The following is a 17,297-nucleotide window of genomic DNA, read 5'->3' on the forward strand; positions in this document are numbered from 1 at the left end:
AGAAGTTAAGCCTCGTCACGCCGATGGTACTGCGTAACAGTGGAAGAGTAGGTAGCCGCCGTCTTAGGTGAAAGGAGTCAGTCGAAAGATTGGCTCCTTTTTTTGGTATATACACCAGCCGTTGTAGAGATGTGGCACGCTACGTCTTTACAAAGAGGGAACGTGGATAGATTAGTCGTTTATTTCTTTAGCTAGAGATTCCCGTAGTTTCCGTACTGCCGTGGCGATGTGGGCTTCTAATGTCTTTACTGATATTTCTAGGATATTTGCCGCATCCTTATATTTCATCTTATCTTCACGGATCAGTTTAAAAGCCATCTTGCATTTATCCGGGAGCGTATTGATCGCCTCATTTAAATGATCGATACATTCTTTAGAAATAAGTTCTTCCTCGGGCGTAGTATCGGTATGTGCGAATAAATCGATCGTATTCTCATCGATCTGGACTTTCTCCATATGTTGTGTCCGGTATAGGCTGATGGCTTTGTGGCGGGCTATGCCATAGATATAAGAATCGAAGTTAGAGATCTCCGGTAATGACTTTCTATTATTCCAAAGACTTAGAAATGTATCAGAGACAATTTCCTCAGCTTCTACAGAGGAAGGCACATAAAGGGATGTAAACCGCATTAGCCTCTGAAAATAGGCTAAATAAAGCGATTTAAAAGCAGTTTGAGAATCGGATAGTGCGATTTCACAGACCCATTGCATTATTTCTTTGGAGTGTTTTTCCAAGTAACTAGAATCTTGTTAACTTATTTCCCTTCTAAATATATAGTCGCAAATGTATATAAAAACCCTTAGTGGATCTCTCTCTTAAAAGAGAAATACTTGATGTTAATTTCAACCTAATTTCATATCTGGTTGTTTTTGAATCTAATCCGCAGGTTGTAACATCATTGTAATATGTATGTAACGGATGCGAAATAATTGTTTCAGAACTTTGCGCAAGAATTATAACAATCAGTATGGAAACATTTTATTTGTTCTTGGTCATATTTTTGTTTGTATTGGCCATCGTAGATTTATCGGTCGGTGTTAGTAATGACGCCGTGAATTTCTTGAATTCAGCTATCGGCGCAAGAGCCGCATCCTTTAAAGTTATTATCGCTATCGCTGCCGTGGGAGTCTTTGTTGGTGCGGCGTTATCCAATGGTATGATGGATATTGCCCGGCATGGTATTTATCAACCCCAGCATTTTTATTTCTCGGAGATCATGTGTATCCTTGCGGCCGTTATGCTTACGGATGTGGTGTTACTGGATATTTTTAACTCGTTAGGTATGCCGACCTCGACAACGGTTTCCATGGTGTTTGAGTTGGTGGGTGGAACGGTAGCGATTGCCTTGGTAAAGATCGCTAGTTCTTCAGGCGCTTTGCAATTGGGGGATCTGCTGAATACAGAGAAGGCTTTTACCGTGATTCTGGGTATCTTTCTTTCTGTGGCGATCGCTTTTTTCTTTGGTGTGATCGTGCAGTATCTGTCCCGGATCTTGTTCTCATTTAATTATAAGAAAAGTTCTAAATATTTTATTGGTCTGTTCGGAGGTTTAGCGGCCACTTCCATCATTTACTTTATGCTGATAAAGGGACTGAAGACAAGTTCTTTTATGACGGGTGAGTTCAAGGATATGGTGTATGCCAATACGGGGATGATCGTTTTGGGATGTATGGTATTTTTTACGATCTTGATGCAGGTATTGCATTGGTTGAAGGTGAATGTATTCAAGGTGGTCATTTTGATGGGTACGTTTGCCTTGGCGTTGGCTTTTGCCGGGAATGACTTGGTGAACTTTATCGGAGTCCCCTTGGCTGGCTATTCCTCTTATATGGACTTGATGGCGCAGGGAGGGACCACTACCACGGATACATTTTTGATGACCTCCTTGTTGGGACCGGCCCAGACACCTTGGTATTTCTTGGTGGGGTCCGGGATCGTGATGGTAATCGCCTTGGCTACCTCCAAAAAGGCTCAGAACGTGGTGAAGACTTCCTTGGATCTGTCTCGTCAATCGGATGGAGAGGAGTCTTTCGGTACATCGCCTGTCGCACGGGTATTGGTACGGAATTGCAGTAATATATCCGCTACGATATTAAGTATCGTGCCCACTCCGGTTAAGAACTGGATTGATAGCCGTTTCGACCAAAGCGAGATGATCATGGATGACAAGGCTAGCTTCGACTTGGTACGTGCCTCGGTTAACGTGGTTTTGTCCGGCTTGCTGATCGCTTTGGGAACCTCCTTGAAATTGCCTTTATCTACGACGTATGTGGCTTTCATGGTCGCTATGGGTACTTCGTTGGCAGACCGTGCTTGGGGGCGTGAGAGCGCCGTATATCGCATCACAGGCGTATTGTCCGTGATAGGTGGTTGGTTCATTACGGCAGGGGCTGCTTTTACGATCTGTTTCATCGTCGCTCTTTTGATTTATTGGGGAGGTATTCCAGCTTTGGTCGCTATGATTGGTTTGGCGATCTATTCGTTGGTTCGTAGCCACTTCGCTTATAAGGCTAAATTGCGGAAAGAGGCATTGAAGGAGGAGGTGAATTCTACGGTGTCTAAACTTCGTAAGGCTACGGATACCCGTGAGGCTTTGGCCCTGTTCCGCGAGCATAGCCGTGAGGAATTACAATCCGATCTGGATTTTACGGCGGAAGTATTCGGCAAGGCGGTAAATGGATTCATGAATGAGAACCTCCGTGAGTTGCGCAAGGTCTTGACTGCCGTGGAGGAGAAGAAGATTCACTTGAAACAAGTGAAACGTGTCGGTACGCTTGGCGTTACCCAATTGGATCACGATATCGCCGTGGAGAAGGGGCTTTATTATTATCAAGGAAATGACTTCGCCAGCGAGATCATATTCAGTATCCGTCGCTTGGCAGAACCGATGAAAGATCATATCGATAATAATTTCAGCCCGTTGAGTCCGGTACAGAAAGATGATTTTGGTAAGGTATCTGAACAAATCATCTCCTTCTTGAGAAATTGCGCTACTATGATCCGTAAAAACGATTATATTGGCTTTGAGGAGCTGATCGCTGAGTCGATTACCTTGATGAACCAACTTACCGCCTTGAAGAAAGGGGAGTTGAAGCGTATCCAAGGGCAGTCCGGCAGCACGAAGGTGAGCATGGTTTATTTGAACATGGTACAAGAGGCCCAGAACGTGGTTTCTTTTACGGCGAACCTTTTGAAGGTGAGTAGGAAGTTCCAGAAGGAATAATCAGTCTCTATTATATTAGGATGGTGGGAGACGGGGCATGCCCCGTCTCTACTGGTTTATAGGGTTAGCATCTTCTTTTCTTTGACTAAATCACTCTCGTCCATCCGCAGGGATGGGACTGTACACATCTTGATAAAATCTCCTGTCTGGCAAGTATAATCATAGTAGACCTGTTGTTCCGGGGTAAAATCTTCTTTATCGATCAGTCCGCTTTTCCGGCTCATGAATTCATCGATCTCCGTGCTTTCTGATTCCTTGATAAGAAGGATTCGGCGGGCGATCGGGTTACGATTATAATCCTGCCCGATGTATAATCCTCGTAATTGGCGGGGATTCTTGAAAAATGGTATTTGCAGGTATATCGTTACCATCGTGAATTGGGGCGCTTGGTTCTCGTTCAGCATGCAATGGAAATTCTGAGGATCGGGCATGATCCCGAATCCCCATTGAGCCTCTCCATAAGCGCTGATCCGCCCTACACGGACTTGATTATCCGAGGGGGAGAGTAGGAAGGGTTCCATCTTGAGGCAGTCCGAGGAGGAAGAAAGGCTGTAACTGGTATAGATTCCTTTGAAAGCCTCTATTTTAGAGGCGGAGAGCCGTGTCTCCTCCATCAATTGCTTGGCGAAAGGATTATCTTTTAGGCTATCCGGTTCGGCGAGCTCCATCTGGTCTAGGCGAAGGATCATCTCCTCTATATGGGAAAGCAAACGTTTTTTCGACACGTTATTCACTAGGGCGAGCGCCGAGTCCAGTGCTTCTTCCGGCGGGTAACTCTTGATGCCCTCGAAATAATTCGGCAATACGGTCGTATATAGGGAGGACAATATGCTGGGAGCCATATCGATCCAGTCGGCTATCTCTTTCATCTTAACCCCATTGCTTCGTAGATATTCGATCTTTCGGTAGAATTCTTGAAGATTGTTCATGTGTTTATATTCTTGATTTACCTTACAAAATAAGAGGACATATGTTGCGTTTCCGTTTCATGAATGTTACATAAATATTTCTTTATAATTTATTGATTCCTAGTTGGGTATTAATAATATACATTCATGGGTTCAGTAATATGTCTGTAACATGGCGGCTGTACTTTTGCCTTCGAAAATAAAACGACAGAAGATTATGGACACTGCGATACAGAGCAATAAAACATCCCGGAAACGGATTTCCGATCTCCTTTTCATCCTATGGGCCGGAGGGGCCGCCTTGCTTTCTTATTCCTTGGTATATATGTTGCGTAAGCCGTATACGGCTGCCGCTTTCGAGGATCTGGAGGTATTCAATATGGACTATAAGGTGGCGGTCACGATCGTGCAGATCTTGGGATACGTGGTGTCGAAGTTCATGGGAATTAAGTTGATATCGGAGTTGCGGCGGGAAGAGCGTTTGCGGTTCATCTTGATGTCCGTGGTGATGGCGGAACTTTCGTTGGTATTCTTCGGGTTGCTCTCGGCTCCTTATAATATAGCGGCGATGTTCTTGAACGGGCTTTCGCTGGGGTGCATGTGGGGGATTATTTTCAGCTTTATAGAAGGACGTAGGATGACGGATGTCCTCGCTAGTTTGTTGGGCGTAAGTATGGTGATCAGTTCCGGTACAGCGAAGTCTGTCGGCTTGTACGTGATGGATATATGGCAGGTCAGCGAGTTCTGGATGCCGGCTTTGATCGGGGCGGTGGCATTGCCTTTGCTAGCCTTGTTGGGATATGCGCTAAACCGGCTTCCACAACCTACGGAGGAGGATATCGCCTTGAAGTCGGAGCGGGAGACCTTGAACGGGCGGCAGCGTTGGGAGCTTTTCAAGAACTTCATACCTTTCTTGACGATGCTTTTCGTGGCGAATATAGCGATCGTGGTGTTACGGGATATCAAGGAGGACTTCTTGGTGAATATCATTGATATGTCCGGTTACTCGCCTTGGTTGTTCACGCAAATAGATAGCGTGGTGACCTTGACTATCTTGGCGATCTTTGGTTTGATGGTGCTCGTGAAAGATAATTTTAAGGCGCTTTCAGTCCTGTACGGTTTGATTATTACGGGCATGATGGTCATGGCGTTCGTGTCGTTCGGGCAGGAGCGGATGGGATTGAGTCCGGTGACATGGCTTTTCTTGCAGAGCCTCTGCCTGTATATGGCTTACTTAACCTTCCAGACGATTTTCTTCGATCGCTTCATCGCTTGTTTCAAGATACGGGGAAACGTCGGTTTCTTTATTGTCTTAACAGATTTTCTGGGGTACACGGGTACGATACTGGTATTGGTGCTAAAGGAATTCGTGGGTACGAGATTGGATTGGGCAGTATTTTATAACCAACTTGCCGGATATGTAGGGATCTTTTGCTGCGCCACTTTTGTCGCTTCCTTCGTATATTTGCGGCAACGCTATCGCAAGGAGACCGCTTTATGTGGCTGCGAGGAAATAGCAACTCTTGAGCCTACCGAAAACAATGTCCTTACGATCGCTTAAACAAGAAAATTATTAAATACGATACATACAGAATATGAAGAAGATTTCAGGTGTCATTATGGATTGGGCCGGTACGGCCGTGGATTATGGATGCTTCGCTCCGCTGAACGCTTTCCTCAAGGTATTCTCGGAAGAGAAAGGGATTGATATCACTTACCGGCAGGCCCGTGAGCCGATGGGTCTCTTGAAGATCGATCATATCAAGGCGATCTTGAGTATGCCGGAGGTGAACGAGAAGTTCCGTGCCTTGTATAAGAGGGACTGGAACAAGAGGGACGTGGATGAGATGTACACTAGTTTCGAGAAACATTTGTTCGCTTCCTTGAAGGATTTCACCACTCCGATACCGGGAGTCTTGGAGACGATGGCGATGCTTCGCGAGCAAGGTATAAAGATCGGCTCTACGACCGGGTACACGGCGAAGATGATGGAGATTGTCCGTCCCGGAGCCGAGGCCAAAGGATATAGGGTAGATAATCTGGTGACACCGAACGAGGTCCCGGCCGGTCGCCCCGCTCCGTATATGATCTATAAGAATATGATCGATTTGGCGATTCCTTCCGTAGATCAAGTGGTGAAGGTAGGAGATACGATCGCTGATATTAAGGAGGGCGTGAACGCCAAGGTATGGAGCGTCGGTATCGTGACCGGTAGCAACGAGATGGGCGTGAGCGAGGAGGAATATAACAGCCGTCCGGCGGAAGAATGGGAATCTCTGAAGAAAGAGGTGCGTGAGCGTATGTTGGCGGCGGGGGCTCATTTCGTCTTGGATACGATCGCCGAGCTGCCTGCTTGCATTGAGAAGATTAACAACAGGGATCAAGCCTGATAACCGAATAAAATAAAACAATCATATGAGAAACTATTTATTATTGACACCGGGTCCGTTGAGTACGTCGCAGACGGTACGTGAGGCCATGCTTCAGGATTGGTGTACGTGGGATAAGGATTATAACGAGGGTATCGTTACCCCGATCCGTAAAGGCTTGCTGGCGATAGCGGGACTGGACGGGGATGCGTACACCAGTGTCCTGCTGCAAGGTAGCGGAACGTATTGTGTGGAGGCTACGATCGGGGCCACCGTGCGTCCGGAGGATAAATTGTTGATCCTCGCTAATGGCGCTTATGGCAAACGTATGGCGCAGATCGCCGATTATTATCATATCAATTACGTACTGGTCTCTTTGCATGAGACGGAACTGGTAACTGGCGAGGTAGCCCGACGTGCCTTGGAGGAGCATCCCGGTATCACGCATCTCTCAATGGTACATAGCGAGACCACGACCGGTTTGTTGAATCCGATTGAGGAGGTAGCCGAGGTGATCAAGGGCCGGGGGATTACCTTTATCGTGGATGCGATGAGCAGCTTTGGCGGTGTCCCTATCGACGTGAAAGGTTTAGGTATCGACTTCTTGGTCAGTAGTGCGAACAAATGTATTCAAGGAGTTCCCGGCTTCGGCTTTATCCTCGCCCAAAAAGATAAATTGATGGCGACGAAGGGGAATGCCCGCTCGCTTTCCTTAGATATCTATGCCCAGTGGGAAGCGATGGAGAAAGGGGGAGGCAAATGGCGTTTCACGTCTCCGACGCACGTGGTTCACGCTTTCTACCAAGCGATGAAGGAATTGAACGAGGAAGGCGGTATCACGGCTCGTTATAAGAGATATCAAGAGAATCACCGAGTATTGGTGGAAGGTATGCGTGGATTGGGCTTTAAGACGTTACTGTCCGATAACGCGCAAGGACCTATTATCACTTCGTTCTTATATCCCTCTGCGGATTTCGATTTCGCCTCGTTCTACGTGCGGCTAAAGGAGAAAGGCTTCGTGATCTATCCGGGTAAGATCTCGGATGCGGATACATTCCGTATCGGTAATATCGGAGATATCTTCCCGAAAGATATGGAAGCCTTGATACAAGCGATTAAAGAGATCCGGTAATCGATGCCCGTAACGTAACGAGTCCTTCGGGGCCCATATTGAACAGCAAATCAGCAATACTCAGATTGGGGAGGAATCCGAATTTCTCCCGGAATACTTGATAATAAGGTTCCGGGCGGAAGGCGGGATCTTCCCCTTCGTGTTTCGGGCGGATCGTTTCCCGGAAATCGTTGGCTACCTCTGGCTCATAATGCTCGGTGTAGACGACTGCGGGTTGCATATCCAACAGGTCACAGACTAGACGGCGCAGTTCCTCGTTGAAGTCGAGGAGGAACTCGTATTTCTTTTCGTAGAAAGGAGCGAAGTCATCGGCATAATACTCGAAAAACGGACTCATATTGTAGGCCGATACCAAAGCGTTCCAGTGTAGGTGCCGCCAGTTTCCGTGGTCGGAGATACGGATGTCCTTGGTCTGGCATTTCAAGGTATCCGGCTTGACGATGGGGATGGATAGGGAGAGTGGGCCGTTCGCGGCGGCGATGGAACAACGGTTACGATAGGTTTGCTTCACGTAATTCTCGGCGGTCTCGATACGGACCTCCGGGTATTGGAGCATCTTACAATATTGTTGTATGGGGCCTAGATAGGCGGTCGCTATATATACAGGTCGCATGATTAATGAACGGGTTTAAAGATTCGTTGTTTGTCGGGGCTGTACCAGCAGAGCCAAGCGTTGCCGACGATATGGTCGGCCGGTATGAAACCGAGATGGCGGGAATCTACCGCCTCGTTGGTATTATCGGACAGTACCCAATAGTAGTCTTGTCGGAAAAAGAAGAAATTAGTCTCCCGCCCGTCCAGATATAACTTTCCGTCGCGGAAGGAAGCCTTGCCATCCGTCTCCCGCATGATGATCTCCTTGCAGGCGGTGAGCGAGGCGGCGTCCAGCGGGTAAGCCCGGTCTTTCCGGGGGACGATCAACATGTATTCTTGCATTTGTTCCCCGATAAAATGACGGTTTATGGCATCGGGCAATTCCTCCCTCAATTGATATTCCTCGAAAGCCGTGAGGCTGAGCATGCAGCCAAAACTTTCCTGCCTGAAATCCCTAAGTGGGATGTCCAACTTCTCTAACGTCTCCAAGAACGTCTCCTTGGCGCTCAGTGTTATGAAATAGGAGCTGAGGGAGCGGGGAGAGCGGGGGATTTTCTGCCCGTTTATCGTATATCCGTCCATGCTGACCCGGATCGTATCGCCCGGCATACCGATGCAGCGGCTGATGAATAAGGGAGCATCCGCTGAATCTCGAGAGAGCGGACTGGTAAAAAGCACGACCTTGCCCCGGACGGGCTTATTCTTCCCCGGTATTTTATTGACTAGGATATAATCCCCTTTATGTAAAGCCTCTTCCATAGAGTCCGTGGAGATGCGATAGGACTCTATGCAGAAAAGACGTATGAGCATGACGATCCCCGAGGCTAGCGCGAAAGCTGCCAGCCATTTCATGAGAACTATCAGGAATCGTTGGATTGTCATAATACGAAGTTTTCACCTCTTAATCCGGATGAACCCAACGGAACAGGCGGTTCCAACGGATACCACCATCGAACAGGCTGCGATCCTTGTCCAAGGATAGCCAAACCAAGATCGGCTTGCCGACAATGTGATCCTCGGGTACGAAACCCCATGAGCGGCTATCCGCGCTATTATGGCGGTTATCGCCCATCATCCAGTAATAATCGTATTTAAACGTATAGGAAGTCTCGGGCTTGCCGTTGATGTAGACCTTGCCGTCCTTCACTTCCAAGGTGTTGTTCTCGTAATTCTTGATACAACGGCTGTACAACGCCAGATTACGTTCGTCCAACGGGATGGTAGCCCCTTTCTTCGGGATCCAAAGCGGCCCGAAGTTATCGCGGGTCCAGCCAGTATTGTATCCGACCGGATAGGTGGGGCCGCCCAACGTCTCCGGCTCGATGATAACCTTCTTCACGGTAGGTAACTTCTCCGCTATCGCCAAGGCCTTTTTCGTGAGCGGCAGGCGATATACCGGGTTGTACTGTCCGTTCGCGTTAGGCGTAAAGCCTAGGTATGACAATAGGTTTTGGTAATAACCGCCGCTGGAGGCCAGCATACGGTCATCCTTGCTTACGTCCATCAAACGGAATTGCTCCTCTGTGATCGGGGAACCGTCTGTTTCGATGAAGTAGTTGAACTGCATATCTTTCGGGTTCTCGGCGGGTTTACCGTCTATGTACACTTGGTTGTCTATGAGTTGGAGCGTATCACCCGGCATACCGATACAACGCTTCACGTAATTCTCCCGTTTGTCGACCGGGCGGTACATTACCTCGCCGAACGTGGCCTTATCCAATAAGATACGTTCCCGTCCGTACTCCTCGACCAAGGAGTAGTAATCCGGGTTTTGCACTTTCACGGCGATCGTGTCGCCTGCGGGGAAGTTGAACACTACGATATCATTACGTTTCACGTGGCCCAAACCTTTCACCCGTTTGTAGCCCCATTCCGGCCAATCCAGATACGATTTACAGTTTAAGATAGGCAACGTATTTTGTACCAACGGGAAGGAGATCGGCGTGTTCGGTACGCGAGGGCCGTAACTTAATTTGCTGACGAACAGGTAATCTCCTACCAGCAAGGATTTCTCCAAGGAAGAACTCGGTATCTGATAGTTCTGGAAGACGAACAAATTGATGAAATAAACGGCTACCAGCGCGAATACGATATCGTCCACCCATTCCAATACGTTGCGTACCGCCGGGTTCTTAGACCGTTTCCAAGCTCCCCAAGGGATGTAGTGCGTCAAGAATATATCGACTAGGACGATTAATCCCAGCAGTAGCCATACGTTTTGCATCCAGATAGCGAACAACGTGTATAATACGGCCGCTATACTAAACTTGATCCATTGTTTTTTCGTGAACTTCTTCATCTTTTAGCTAATACGTTTAGAATTTGAATAAGTCATTCATGCCTAGGAAACCTTTCTTTCCGGCGGTAAACTCTGCCGCTATTACGGCGCCTAGCGCAAATCCGGCACGGCTCTTGGCATCATGCTTGATACTGATCATATCTACGTCCGACTCATACGTGATCTCGTGGATACCCGGAACCTCACCCTCACGGATGGCGTGGATTGGTAGGTCGGTTGCGCTCTCGGCGTTCTCTAAGGTCCAGCGGTCTTTACGATCGATGTTTTCCAAGATACCTTCGGCCAACGTGATAGCCGTTCCACTGGGCGCATCCAGCTTGTGGATATGGTGGACTTCCGTCATTTTAACGTCGTAGGAGGGGAAGTTGTTCATGATTTTCGCCAGATACTTGTTCATGGCGAAGAAGATATTTACGCCGATGCTGAAGTTGGAGGCGTAGAAGAAGGTTTTGCCCTCTTTCTCGCATTTCTCCTTGATCTCGCCGATACGGTCCAGCCATCCGGTAGTACCCGATACGACCGGCACCCCTACCTCGAAACATTTCATATAGTTATTGAAAGCGGTAGCCGGGGTAGTAAACTCAATCGCCGCGTCGGCGCTCTTGAACGCTTCTGAATATATATCCTCAGCGTTATTGATATCTATGATGGAAACAATTTGATGTCCTCTCTGGATGGCGATCTGCTCGATCGTTTTGCCCATTTTCCCGTAACCTATAAGTGCAATTTTCATACTTTAATTCAATTAATGTCGCAAATATACAGAAAATGAATTACATTTGAATCCAAAATCTTAACTCTGAAAGAATATGGAACGTTTATTACACTATGTTTGGAAATACAAACTCTACGCGAGTACTCCATTGACTACCACCGAGGGGCTTCCTATCGCTGTTATCGATCCCGGAATACAAAACACCGACGCCGGTCCCGACTTCTTCAACGCCAAGGTAAAAATCGACGGCACGGTATGGGCGGGAAGCGTGGAGATCCACGAAAAAGCTTCCGATTGGTTGCTGCATCATCATGATTCAGATAAGGCATATGACTCCGTTATCTTGCATGTAACGGGTGTGAATGACGCATCTATCTGCCGGATGAACGGTGAGCCTATTCCTCAATTGATATTATCCGTTCCGGAACCTGTCCGGAAAAATATCGATTGGTTATTGGTAAGAGAGGTGCCCGTCCCCTGCCTCGAGCGGATTCAAGATGTGGACTCCGTACATCTGGCCTCATGGATGGATGCCTTGCTCGGTGAGCGGCTGGAACGAAAGACAGAGGATATATACCGTCTGTTGGATCAGTATCAAGAGGATTGGAACGAGGTGTTCTATATCCTATTAACCCGTAGTTTCGGCTTTGGCGTGAATAGCGACGCTTTCGAGTGGTTGGCGAAAAGCCTCCCCCTGCGATATATCCAAAAGCAAAGGGCTAGCGAGTCGCAAGTAGAGGCGATGCTTTTCGGACAAGCGGGTATGCTCTCGGAAGAGGGCTCCTGCCATTACTACCGTCTGCTGAGGCGGGAATATGAGTTTCTCCGCCATAAGTTCGGGCTCAAGCCTTTGGATGACTCCTTGTTCAAAAGCCTCCGTATCCGTCCGACCAACTTCCCGCATGTGAAGTTGGCGCAACTGGCCGCTATCTGGCATCGGTACGATACGTTATTCTCGATGATCCTGTCCGCTTCTTCTCCTAAAGAGATCAAGGATTATTTCCGTATCCAACCCTCGGATTATTGGAAGAATCATTATCATTTCCAATACGCCTCGGTGGAAAAAGATAAAATGATCGGGGAGAATGCCTTGAATATCCTGTTAATAAATACGGTAGTCCCTCTGCTATTCGCTTACGGCGGTCGAAATAAACTTCCTGAGTATTGCCTGCGTGCGACCCGCCTCTTGGAGAGTATCCCGCCGGAACGCAATCATATCGTAACCGCTTTCGCTCGATCCGGTATCGAAGTCCATAACGCTGGTGATACGCAATCACTCATCCAGTTAAAACGAGAATATTGCGAGAAGCGAAAGTGTTTGTATTGCCGGATTGGGTTCAGGTTGCTAAAACGAAGTGTTAATCCTCCTCGGTAAAAGGAGCTCTTATATACTTGCCGTCTTTATGATTATTGGTGATATAACGTAATATATCGATCACCTTTCCGGTTGAAAAAAACATACCATGTGGTATGCTTGCTGCTTTTTCGTTTGAAAAAAGCGTATTGCAAATCTCTCCCGTATCGGTTGAACCTCATTTCAGCTGTATGGGAGAGATTATAATGTGGTGCATGAGGTAAAGTGTGGATGAAATCGAGGATATCATCGATAAGTATGTTTGCGTACTCAATGTATGAATAATAATCTTTCTCAAATAAGGTGTCGGCTAAATCCATCAGATAAGTGATTATTTCTTTAGGGATAATAACTTTTGTGTTATTTTCTTTGTGCGTTTTTTTCATAGAAATGTTTTCTTAGTTCTTGTTTTGCGTATTGTCTGAATTCCTCGATGCTCAATCCTTTGTTCCAATCTCGTTCAAATTCATCAAGGTTACTATCCGATAGGTTTACTCCCAATCGTTTCAATATAGGATTGATCATATCCCCATATTTCTTTAAGTCGATGCGAACGTAGCTGTTGTTCCCTGCCGCATCTTTCTCCAATTCGATACCTGATACTTCTGACATAGTTGCTCTATTTATTTGGTTATACTTCCATCTATTGCGAAGATACTGTTTTTAATTAGGTATCTGCCTTATTTCGGGTGTTTTATTTTACAATAAGTTCGATGTGAATTACTGTTTTGTAAGAGATTGATAACCGGACTCGAAAAAACACGTACATGTTTTTTGGAAAAGTCGTACGTGTTTTCCGAAAAACATGTACGTGTTTTCGGGAAAACAAGCTGATGTTTTTTCCCGGATGAGCCGCGATGATATTCTTTAGGAGAGAAAAATGACAATAAGGGCTTTTCTCTTCTGTGTTACAAAAATTAGTTGGTGCGGAATCTGTGATGTGGGAATATCCGGACAATGCTTTATTTATAACATGATATGATTAAGAAAATCTCTCTTTATCTACTCAAATATCTTGGAATAGTTAAATATAAGACCTATATTTGTTGATAGGATTTAACCTATTGTTAATAAAGAAAGGACGGTGGAAGTAAACAAAAATTTTATCATGTTATTGGCATATTTATGCCTTAGTCATATACTGACGAATATTCGGGGATACGGAGTACTATATATGCTTGATATCTCTGAGGTTGGATCGGGAAGTTATCAGTTAACTGGTAAGGGCTTTGGGAGGCTATCTTTATGGAGTTATTGAAAGATAGTTTTTATATCGAATATTTATGAACGTGCAATATGGGATGGAGTATGAGTAAGAAGTATATACTGAGGAGTAAATGGTTTTTGTCTATGGCTGTTCTTTTATTATTTGCGACATCCAATGCGCAGGAGATTACAAAGGAAAAGGAACCGGCTCGGTTTGGTATTGGTATCGCCTATGGTTTTAAAGATCGGGTGAAGGAGCTAATACATCCGATAGAGCTTACGGTACGGTATAATCTTTCAGAAAAGCATTCATTTTATGTGAATGTGCCGTTGGGATGGAAAAGTTGGAGAGACGATTATGGTTACGTAGATCCCGTCATACGGGGTTACTATACTCATAAAATGCGATTGTATGGCTTGGGTATTGGATATGATTATTCCATTGTGTCGTATAAGAACTTAGATCTGTTTGCGGGTGGAGGATTGGAATACCAAAGATTCTATTTTCGATATCAGGAGGTTCAAGAAGGAGAGCCTTACCCTTTTCTGCGAGATAGATTCAATGATTATTCTTTATATCCCAAAGTGGGATTGAGATATACGTGGCGATTTGTAGGTGTTGAGTTTGATTATAGATGCTATTTCTCCGTGAGAGGGTTGGATCATTATTCCGAACAATTCTCAGAACTTCCTCGTGAAGTGGATTATGATACACATATCGATCATGCTTTTCGATGTGGAGTGTATTTTTTGTTTTAAACCTTTAAATTGATTTATTATGAAACGAACAAAGTTGTTTTTATCCATTTTGGTATGTTTTCTTTTGCTATTTGCGACATCCAATGCGCAGGAGATTACAAAGGAAAAGGAACCGGCTCGGTTTGGTATTGGTATCGCCTATGGTTTTAAAGATCGGGTGAAGGAGCTAATACATCCGATAGAGCTTACGGTACGGTATAATCTTTCAGAAAAGCATTCATTTTATGTGAATGTGCCGTTGGGATGGAAAAGTTGGAGAGACGATTATGCTTCTGTAGATCCCGTCATACGGGGTTACTATACTCATAAAATGCGATTGTATGGTTTGGGCATTGGATATGATTATTCCATTGTGTCGTACAAGAACTTAGATCTGTTTGCGGGTGGAGGGTTGGAATACCAGAGATTTTATAATCGATATCAGGAGGTTCAAGAAGGAGAGCCTTTCCCTTTTCAACGTGATAGATTCAATGATTATTCTTTATATCCCAAAGTGGGATTGAGATATACGTGGAAATTTGTAGGTGTTGAGTTTGATTATAGATGCTATTTCTCCGTGAGAGGGTTGGATAATTATTCCGAACAATTCTCAGAACTTCCTCGTGAAGTGGATTATGATACACATATCGATCATGCTTTTCGATGTGGAGTGTATTTTTTGTTTTAAACCTTTAAATTGATTTATTATGAAACGAATGAAATTGTTGTTATCCGTTTTGGTATGTTTTTTTCAGTATAGTTAGTGCGATGGCACAGCATCCAGTGTTAAAACCAGACAAAGACGTACCAGAGTTCGTTACTCCAAAAATGGGATATTATTATGTATTGGATGCAGGGAGTAATATTGCCCGAGTAAATTGGACTGTCTCGGGTGGGTCTTTTTCCCTTGGTTCATCCCAAACCTCAATCCCCGGTGGGAATTTCTATGGTATAACCGTATATTGGGATAATGTGAAGTCTACAAATGGTAGTACTCCTCAAGGGAAATTAACGGCTGAAGTTTATTATAGTTCGGGAGTTAGCGGAGTGCAGTCAGCCTCTTACACTCAAAAAATAAAAAGTTTGAATGGAGTAACTCCGCCTTCTCTTACTTCAAAAACTTCTACTAATTTAGACTATGGAGTTCAGAATATAACAGTTTTGCTTGGTCAAAAATTTTATTACCCGGGACAAACAACAACTGGAGATAAAAATCTGGTTACTAAATATGAGTGGACTTTACCTGAAGGATGGAAAAGTGGTACTCAAACAGGTGTATTTACTACTTCTTCTGAATCCATCAATATTACGACAAATAATGTCGGTACAGGAACAGTCAAGGTACGTGGTGTAAATCAAGGTGCTGAATTTGATAAAAGTGGGTATTCCTCTATATCTTTCACTCGTAAATTTGGCTTTACGGCTTATCCAACTTCTGTTCCTTTTGGAAAAACTCAGACTAATACATTTACCACTCAATTAGTGAAAGGAATGACTTATGAATGGAGTACGCCCTCCGGATGGAAAATCAATAATGGAGGAAATACGAAGGAAGGGTTGGAATTGAATAGCGTAAGTATCACCTCAAGTGTGTGCCCTACAGATGGAATAGTTAAGGTCCGGTTGAAGAAAAATGGTGAAGTATCTCAATGGTATAATTGTCCTTATAAAGGAATTTCAGATCCAGCGATAACTTCTACAGCTGCTTACCAATTTGAATATAGTACGTTAGCGTTGGATGTCGCTTCTTCTTCGTTAAGCAAGGCTACATGGTCCGGAACGGGTATATATGTGGCATCAGGGCAAGGAACAGCTGCCCCTAAAGTGATATTTACGAAGTCCGGATCTGTTACGGTGCAAGCTGTTGTTAGCTTGTCGGGTTGTTCCGGTGTGCGAACTATCTCTAAGACATTTACCGTATCACCTTTCCGTTATCTGATTTCTGGAGAATCCGTGATTTGCTATAATGGTAATTATACGATTAGTAATGTAACTGTTCCTTCTGAGGTACAATTGACTTGGAGCTATACTAATGGCAAGCTAGAGATACAGGGAGGACAGAGTACGAAAACAGTATCTGTAGGGATAGCTCCGGGTAAGTTTGGAGATGAGTGGATACGCTTGACCGCTAGTTTAGGAGGACAAAGTGCTGCGGTATCTAAAGCGATTTATGCAGGATATCCAACAGTAACTAAAGTTACCGGACCTTCCGAGTGTACGCCTAAATCAAGGGGGGAGTTTTATAGCGAATCCTCTTTATGATAATAGTGTTTGTGAGTATAAATGGACCGTATCACCAAGTCAGGGAGCGAGCCAATCTCCTTCTCGTAATACAAATTATATAACATTCTCGATTCCGGGCAGTTATTATATAGCGTGTCGTGCTTATACTACTCAGTGTGGGGCGGCGGGCTCTGCGGCATCAACAACTGTATCCGTGCAAAGCTCTTATATGGTTTATTCTGATGGATCCAGTAAAATTGTGGATGTCATAGAAAATCAATTAGAGAATGACGAGTCATCTATTTTGTCTGATGTGGTTGTTTCAAATCAAGTCTCTTATCAGCTATATAATCAAGCGACAGGCCTATTAGTCGCTGAGGGGAAAATGGAACGAAGCGGGGGTACGCTTGATTTTAATCAAGTGAATTCCGGCATATATATTTTAAGGATACAAGTAAGCGATGCGATTTTTGAGGTTCATAGAGTAGCGTTCAAATAATTGAGATACTTGTAGAGCCCCTATCTCTTTTATTTA

Annotated in this window: 16 protein-coding genes; 9 read left to right on the forward strand and 7 right to left on the reverse strand. The window is 45.1% G+C overall.

Annotation, left to right across the window (positions count from 1 at the left end):
• Window positions 1–171: 171 nt before the first annotated feature.
• Entirely contained in the window at window positions 172–711 is a 540-nt protein-coding gene (locus tag NBH07_RS14120) for an RNA polymerase sigma-70 factor (RefSeq protein WP_005860644.1), read from the reverse strand.
• A 257-nt stretch (window positions 712–968) separates the two neighbouring features.
• On the opposite strand from NBH07_RS14120, the gene NBH07_RS14125 reads away from it, so the two are divergent.
• Window positions 969–3,224 (forward strand): inorganic phosphate transporter, encoded by a 2,256-nt coding sequence (locus NBH07_RS14125; RefSeq protein ID WP_005860646.1) that lies wholly within the window; start codon window positions 969–971, stop codon window positions 3,222–3,224.
• Between the two features lie 56 nt (window positions 3,225–3,280).
• On the opposite strand, the gene NBH07_RS14130 is transcribed toward NBH07_RS14125, so the two are convergent.
• Window positions 3,281–4,153 (reverse strand): hypothetical protein, encoded by an 873-nt coding sequence (locus NBH07_RS14130; RefSeq protein WP_005863981.1) that lies wholly within the window; start codon window positions 4,151–4,153, stop codon window positions 3,281–3,283.
• A gap of 196 nt (window positions 4,154–4,349) precedes the next feature.
• Between NBH07_RS14130 and NBH07_RS14135 the strand changes: the two genes are divergently transcribed.
• The 3 genes from NBH07_RS14135 to phnW are packed head-to-tail and all read left to right on the forward strand — an operon-like array spanning window position 4,350 to window position 7,633.
• A complete protein-coding gene (locus NBH07_RS14135) occupies window positions 4,350–5,693 on the forward strand; it encodes a DUF5690 family protein (protein ID WP_250833527.1) in 1,344 nt (447 codons plus the stop codon).
• A gap of 34 nt (window positions 5,694–5,727) precedes the next feature.
• Window positions 5,728–6,522 (forward strand): phosphonoacetaldehyde hydrolase, encoded by a 795-nt coding sequence (gene phnX / locus NBH07_RS14140; protein ID WP_005860651.1) that lies wholly within the window; start codon window positions 5,728–5,730, stop codon window positions 6,520–6,522.
• Between the two features lie 25 nt (window positions 6,523–6,547).
• A complete protein-coding gene (phnW, locus tag NBH07_RS14145) occupies window positions 6,548–7,633 on the forward strand; it encodes a 2-aminoethylphosphonate--pyruvate transaminase (protein ID WP_005860653.1) in 1,086 nt (361 codons plus the stop codon).
• Here phnW and NBH07_RS14150 read toward each other — a convergent pair.
• The 4 genes from NBH07_RS14150 to dapB are packed head-to-tail and all read right to left on the reverse strand — an operon-like array spanning window position 7,617 to window position 11,259.
• Window positions 7,617–8,246 (reverse strand): WbqC family protein, encoded by a 630-nt coding sequence (locus NBH07_RS14150; RefSeq protein WP_008774292.1) that lies wholly within the window; start codon window positions 8,244–8,246, stop codon window positions 7,617–7,619. The genes phnW and NBH07_RS14150 overlap by 17 nt on opposite strands.
• A gap of 2 nt (window positions 8,247–8,248) precedes the next feature.
• The gene (lepB, locus tag NBH07_RS14155) at window positions 8,249–9,109 is read right to left on the reverse strand and encodes a signal peptidase I (RefSeq protein ID WP_009018752.1); all 861 of its coding nucleotides are present in this window, start codon (window positions 9,107–9,109) and stop codon (window positions 8,249–8,251) included.
• Between the two features lie 19 nt (window positions 9,110–9,128).
• Complete coding sequence (locus NBH07_RS14160) at window positions 9,129–10,526, reverse strand: S26 family signal peptidase (RefSeq protein ID WP_009018751.1); 1,398 nt, start codon at window positions 10,524–10,526, stop codon at window positions 9,129–9,131.
• Window positions 10,527–10,542: 16 nt separating this feature from the next.
• Complete coding sequence (gene dapB / locus NBH07_RS14165) at window positions 10,543–11,259, reverse strand: 4-hydroxy-tetrahydrodipicolinate reductase (RefSeq protein ID WP_009018750.1); 717 nt, start codon at window positions 11,257–11,259, stop codon at window positions 10,543–10,545.
• Window positions 11,260–11,335: 76 nt separating this feature from the next.
• Between dapB and NBH07_RS14170 the strand changes: the two genes are divergently transcribed.
• Window positions 11,336–12,616, forward strand: coding sequence for a DUF2851 family protein (locus NBH07_RS14170; protein ID WP_009018749.1), 1,281 nt, complete (start codon window positions 11,336–11,338; stop codon window positions 12,614–12,616).
• Window positions 12,617–12,955: 339 nt separating this feature from the next.
• On the opposite strand, the gene NBH07_RS14175 is transcribed toward NBH07_RS14170, so the two are convergent.
• Window positions 12,956–13,207, reverse strand: a complete 252-nt coding sequence (locus NBH07_RS14175) for a hypothetical protein (protein WP_009018747.1) — start codon at window positions 13,205–13,207, stop codon at window positions 12,956–12,958.
• A gap of 696 nt (window positions 13,208–13,903) precedes the next feature.
• Between NBH07_RS14175 and NBH07_RS14180 the strand changes: the two genes are divergently transcribed.
• From NBH07_RS14180 to NBH07_RS14195, 4 genes are all read left to right on the forward strand, one after another.
• Window positions 13,904–14,560, forward strand: a complete 657-nt coding sequence (locus NBH07_RS14180; protein ID WP_229045759.1) for a hypothetical protein — start codon at window positions 13,904–13,906, stop codon at window positions 14,558–14,560.
• 19 nt (window positions 14,561–14,579) lie between these two features.
• Window positions 14,580–15,227, forward strand: coding sequence for a hypothetical protein (locus tag NBH07_RS14185; protein WP_009018745.1), 648 nt, complete (start codon window positions 14,580–14,582; stop codon window positions 15,225–15,227).
• Window positions 15,228–15,307: 80 nt separating this feature from the next.
• The gene (locus NBH07_RS14190) at window positions 15,308–16,801 is read left to right on the forward strand and encodes a PKD-like domain-containing protein (RefSeq protein ID WP_009018744.1); all 1,494 of its coding nucleotides are present in this window, start codon (window positions 15,308–15,310) and stop codon (window positions 16,799–16,801) included.
• Window positions 16,802–16,991: 190 nt separating this feature from the next.
• Entirely contained in the window at window positions 16,992–17,261 is a 270-nt protein-coding gene (locus tag NBH07_RS14195) for a hypothetical protein (protein WP_227204496.1), read from the forward strand.
• The last annotated feature ends 36 nt before the right edge of the window (window positions 17,262–17,297 follow it).

It is taken from the genome of Parabacteroides sp. B2-S-102, from assembly GCF_023656665.1.
Lineage (GTDB): Bacteria > Bacteroidota > Bacteroidia > Bacteroidales > Tannerellaceae > Parabacteroides > Parabacteroides distasonis.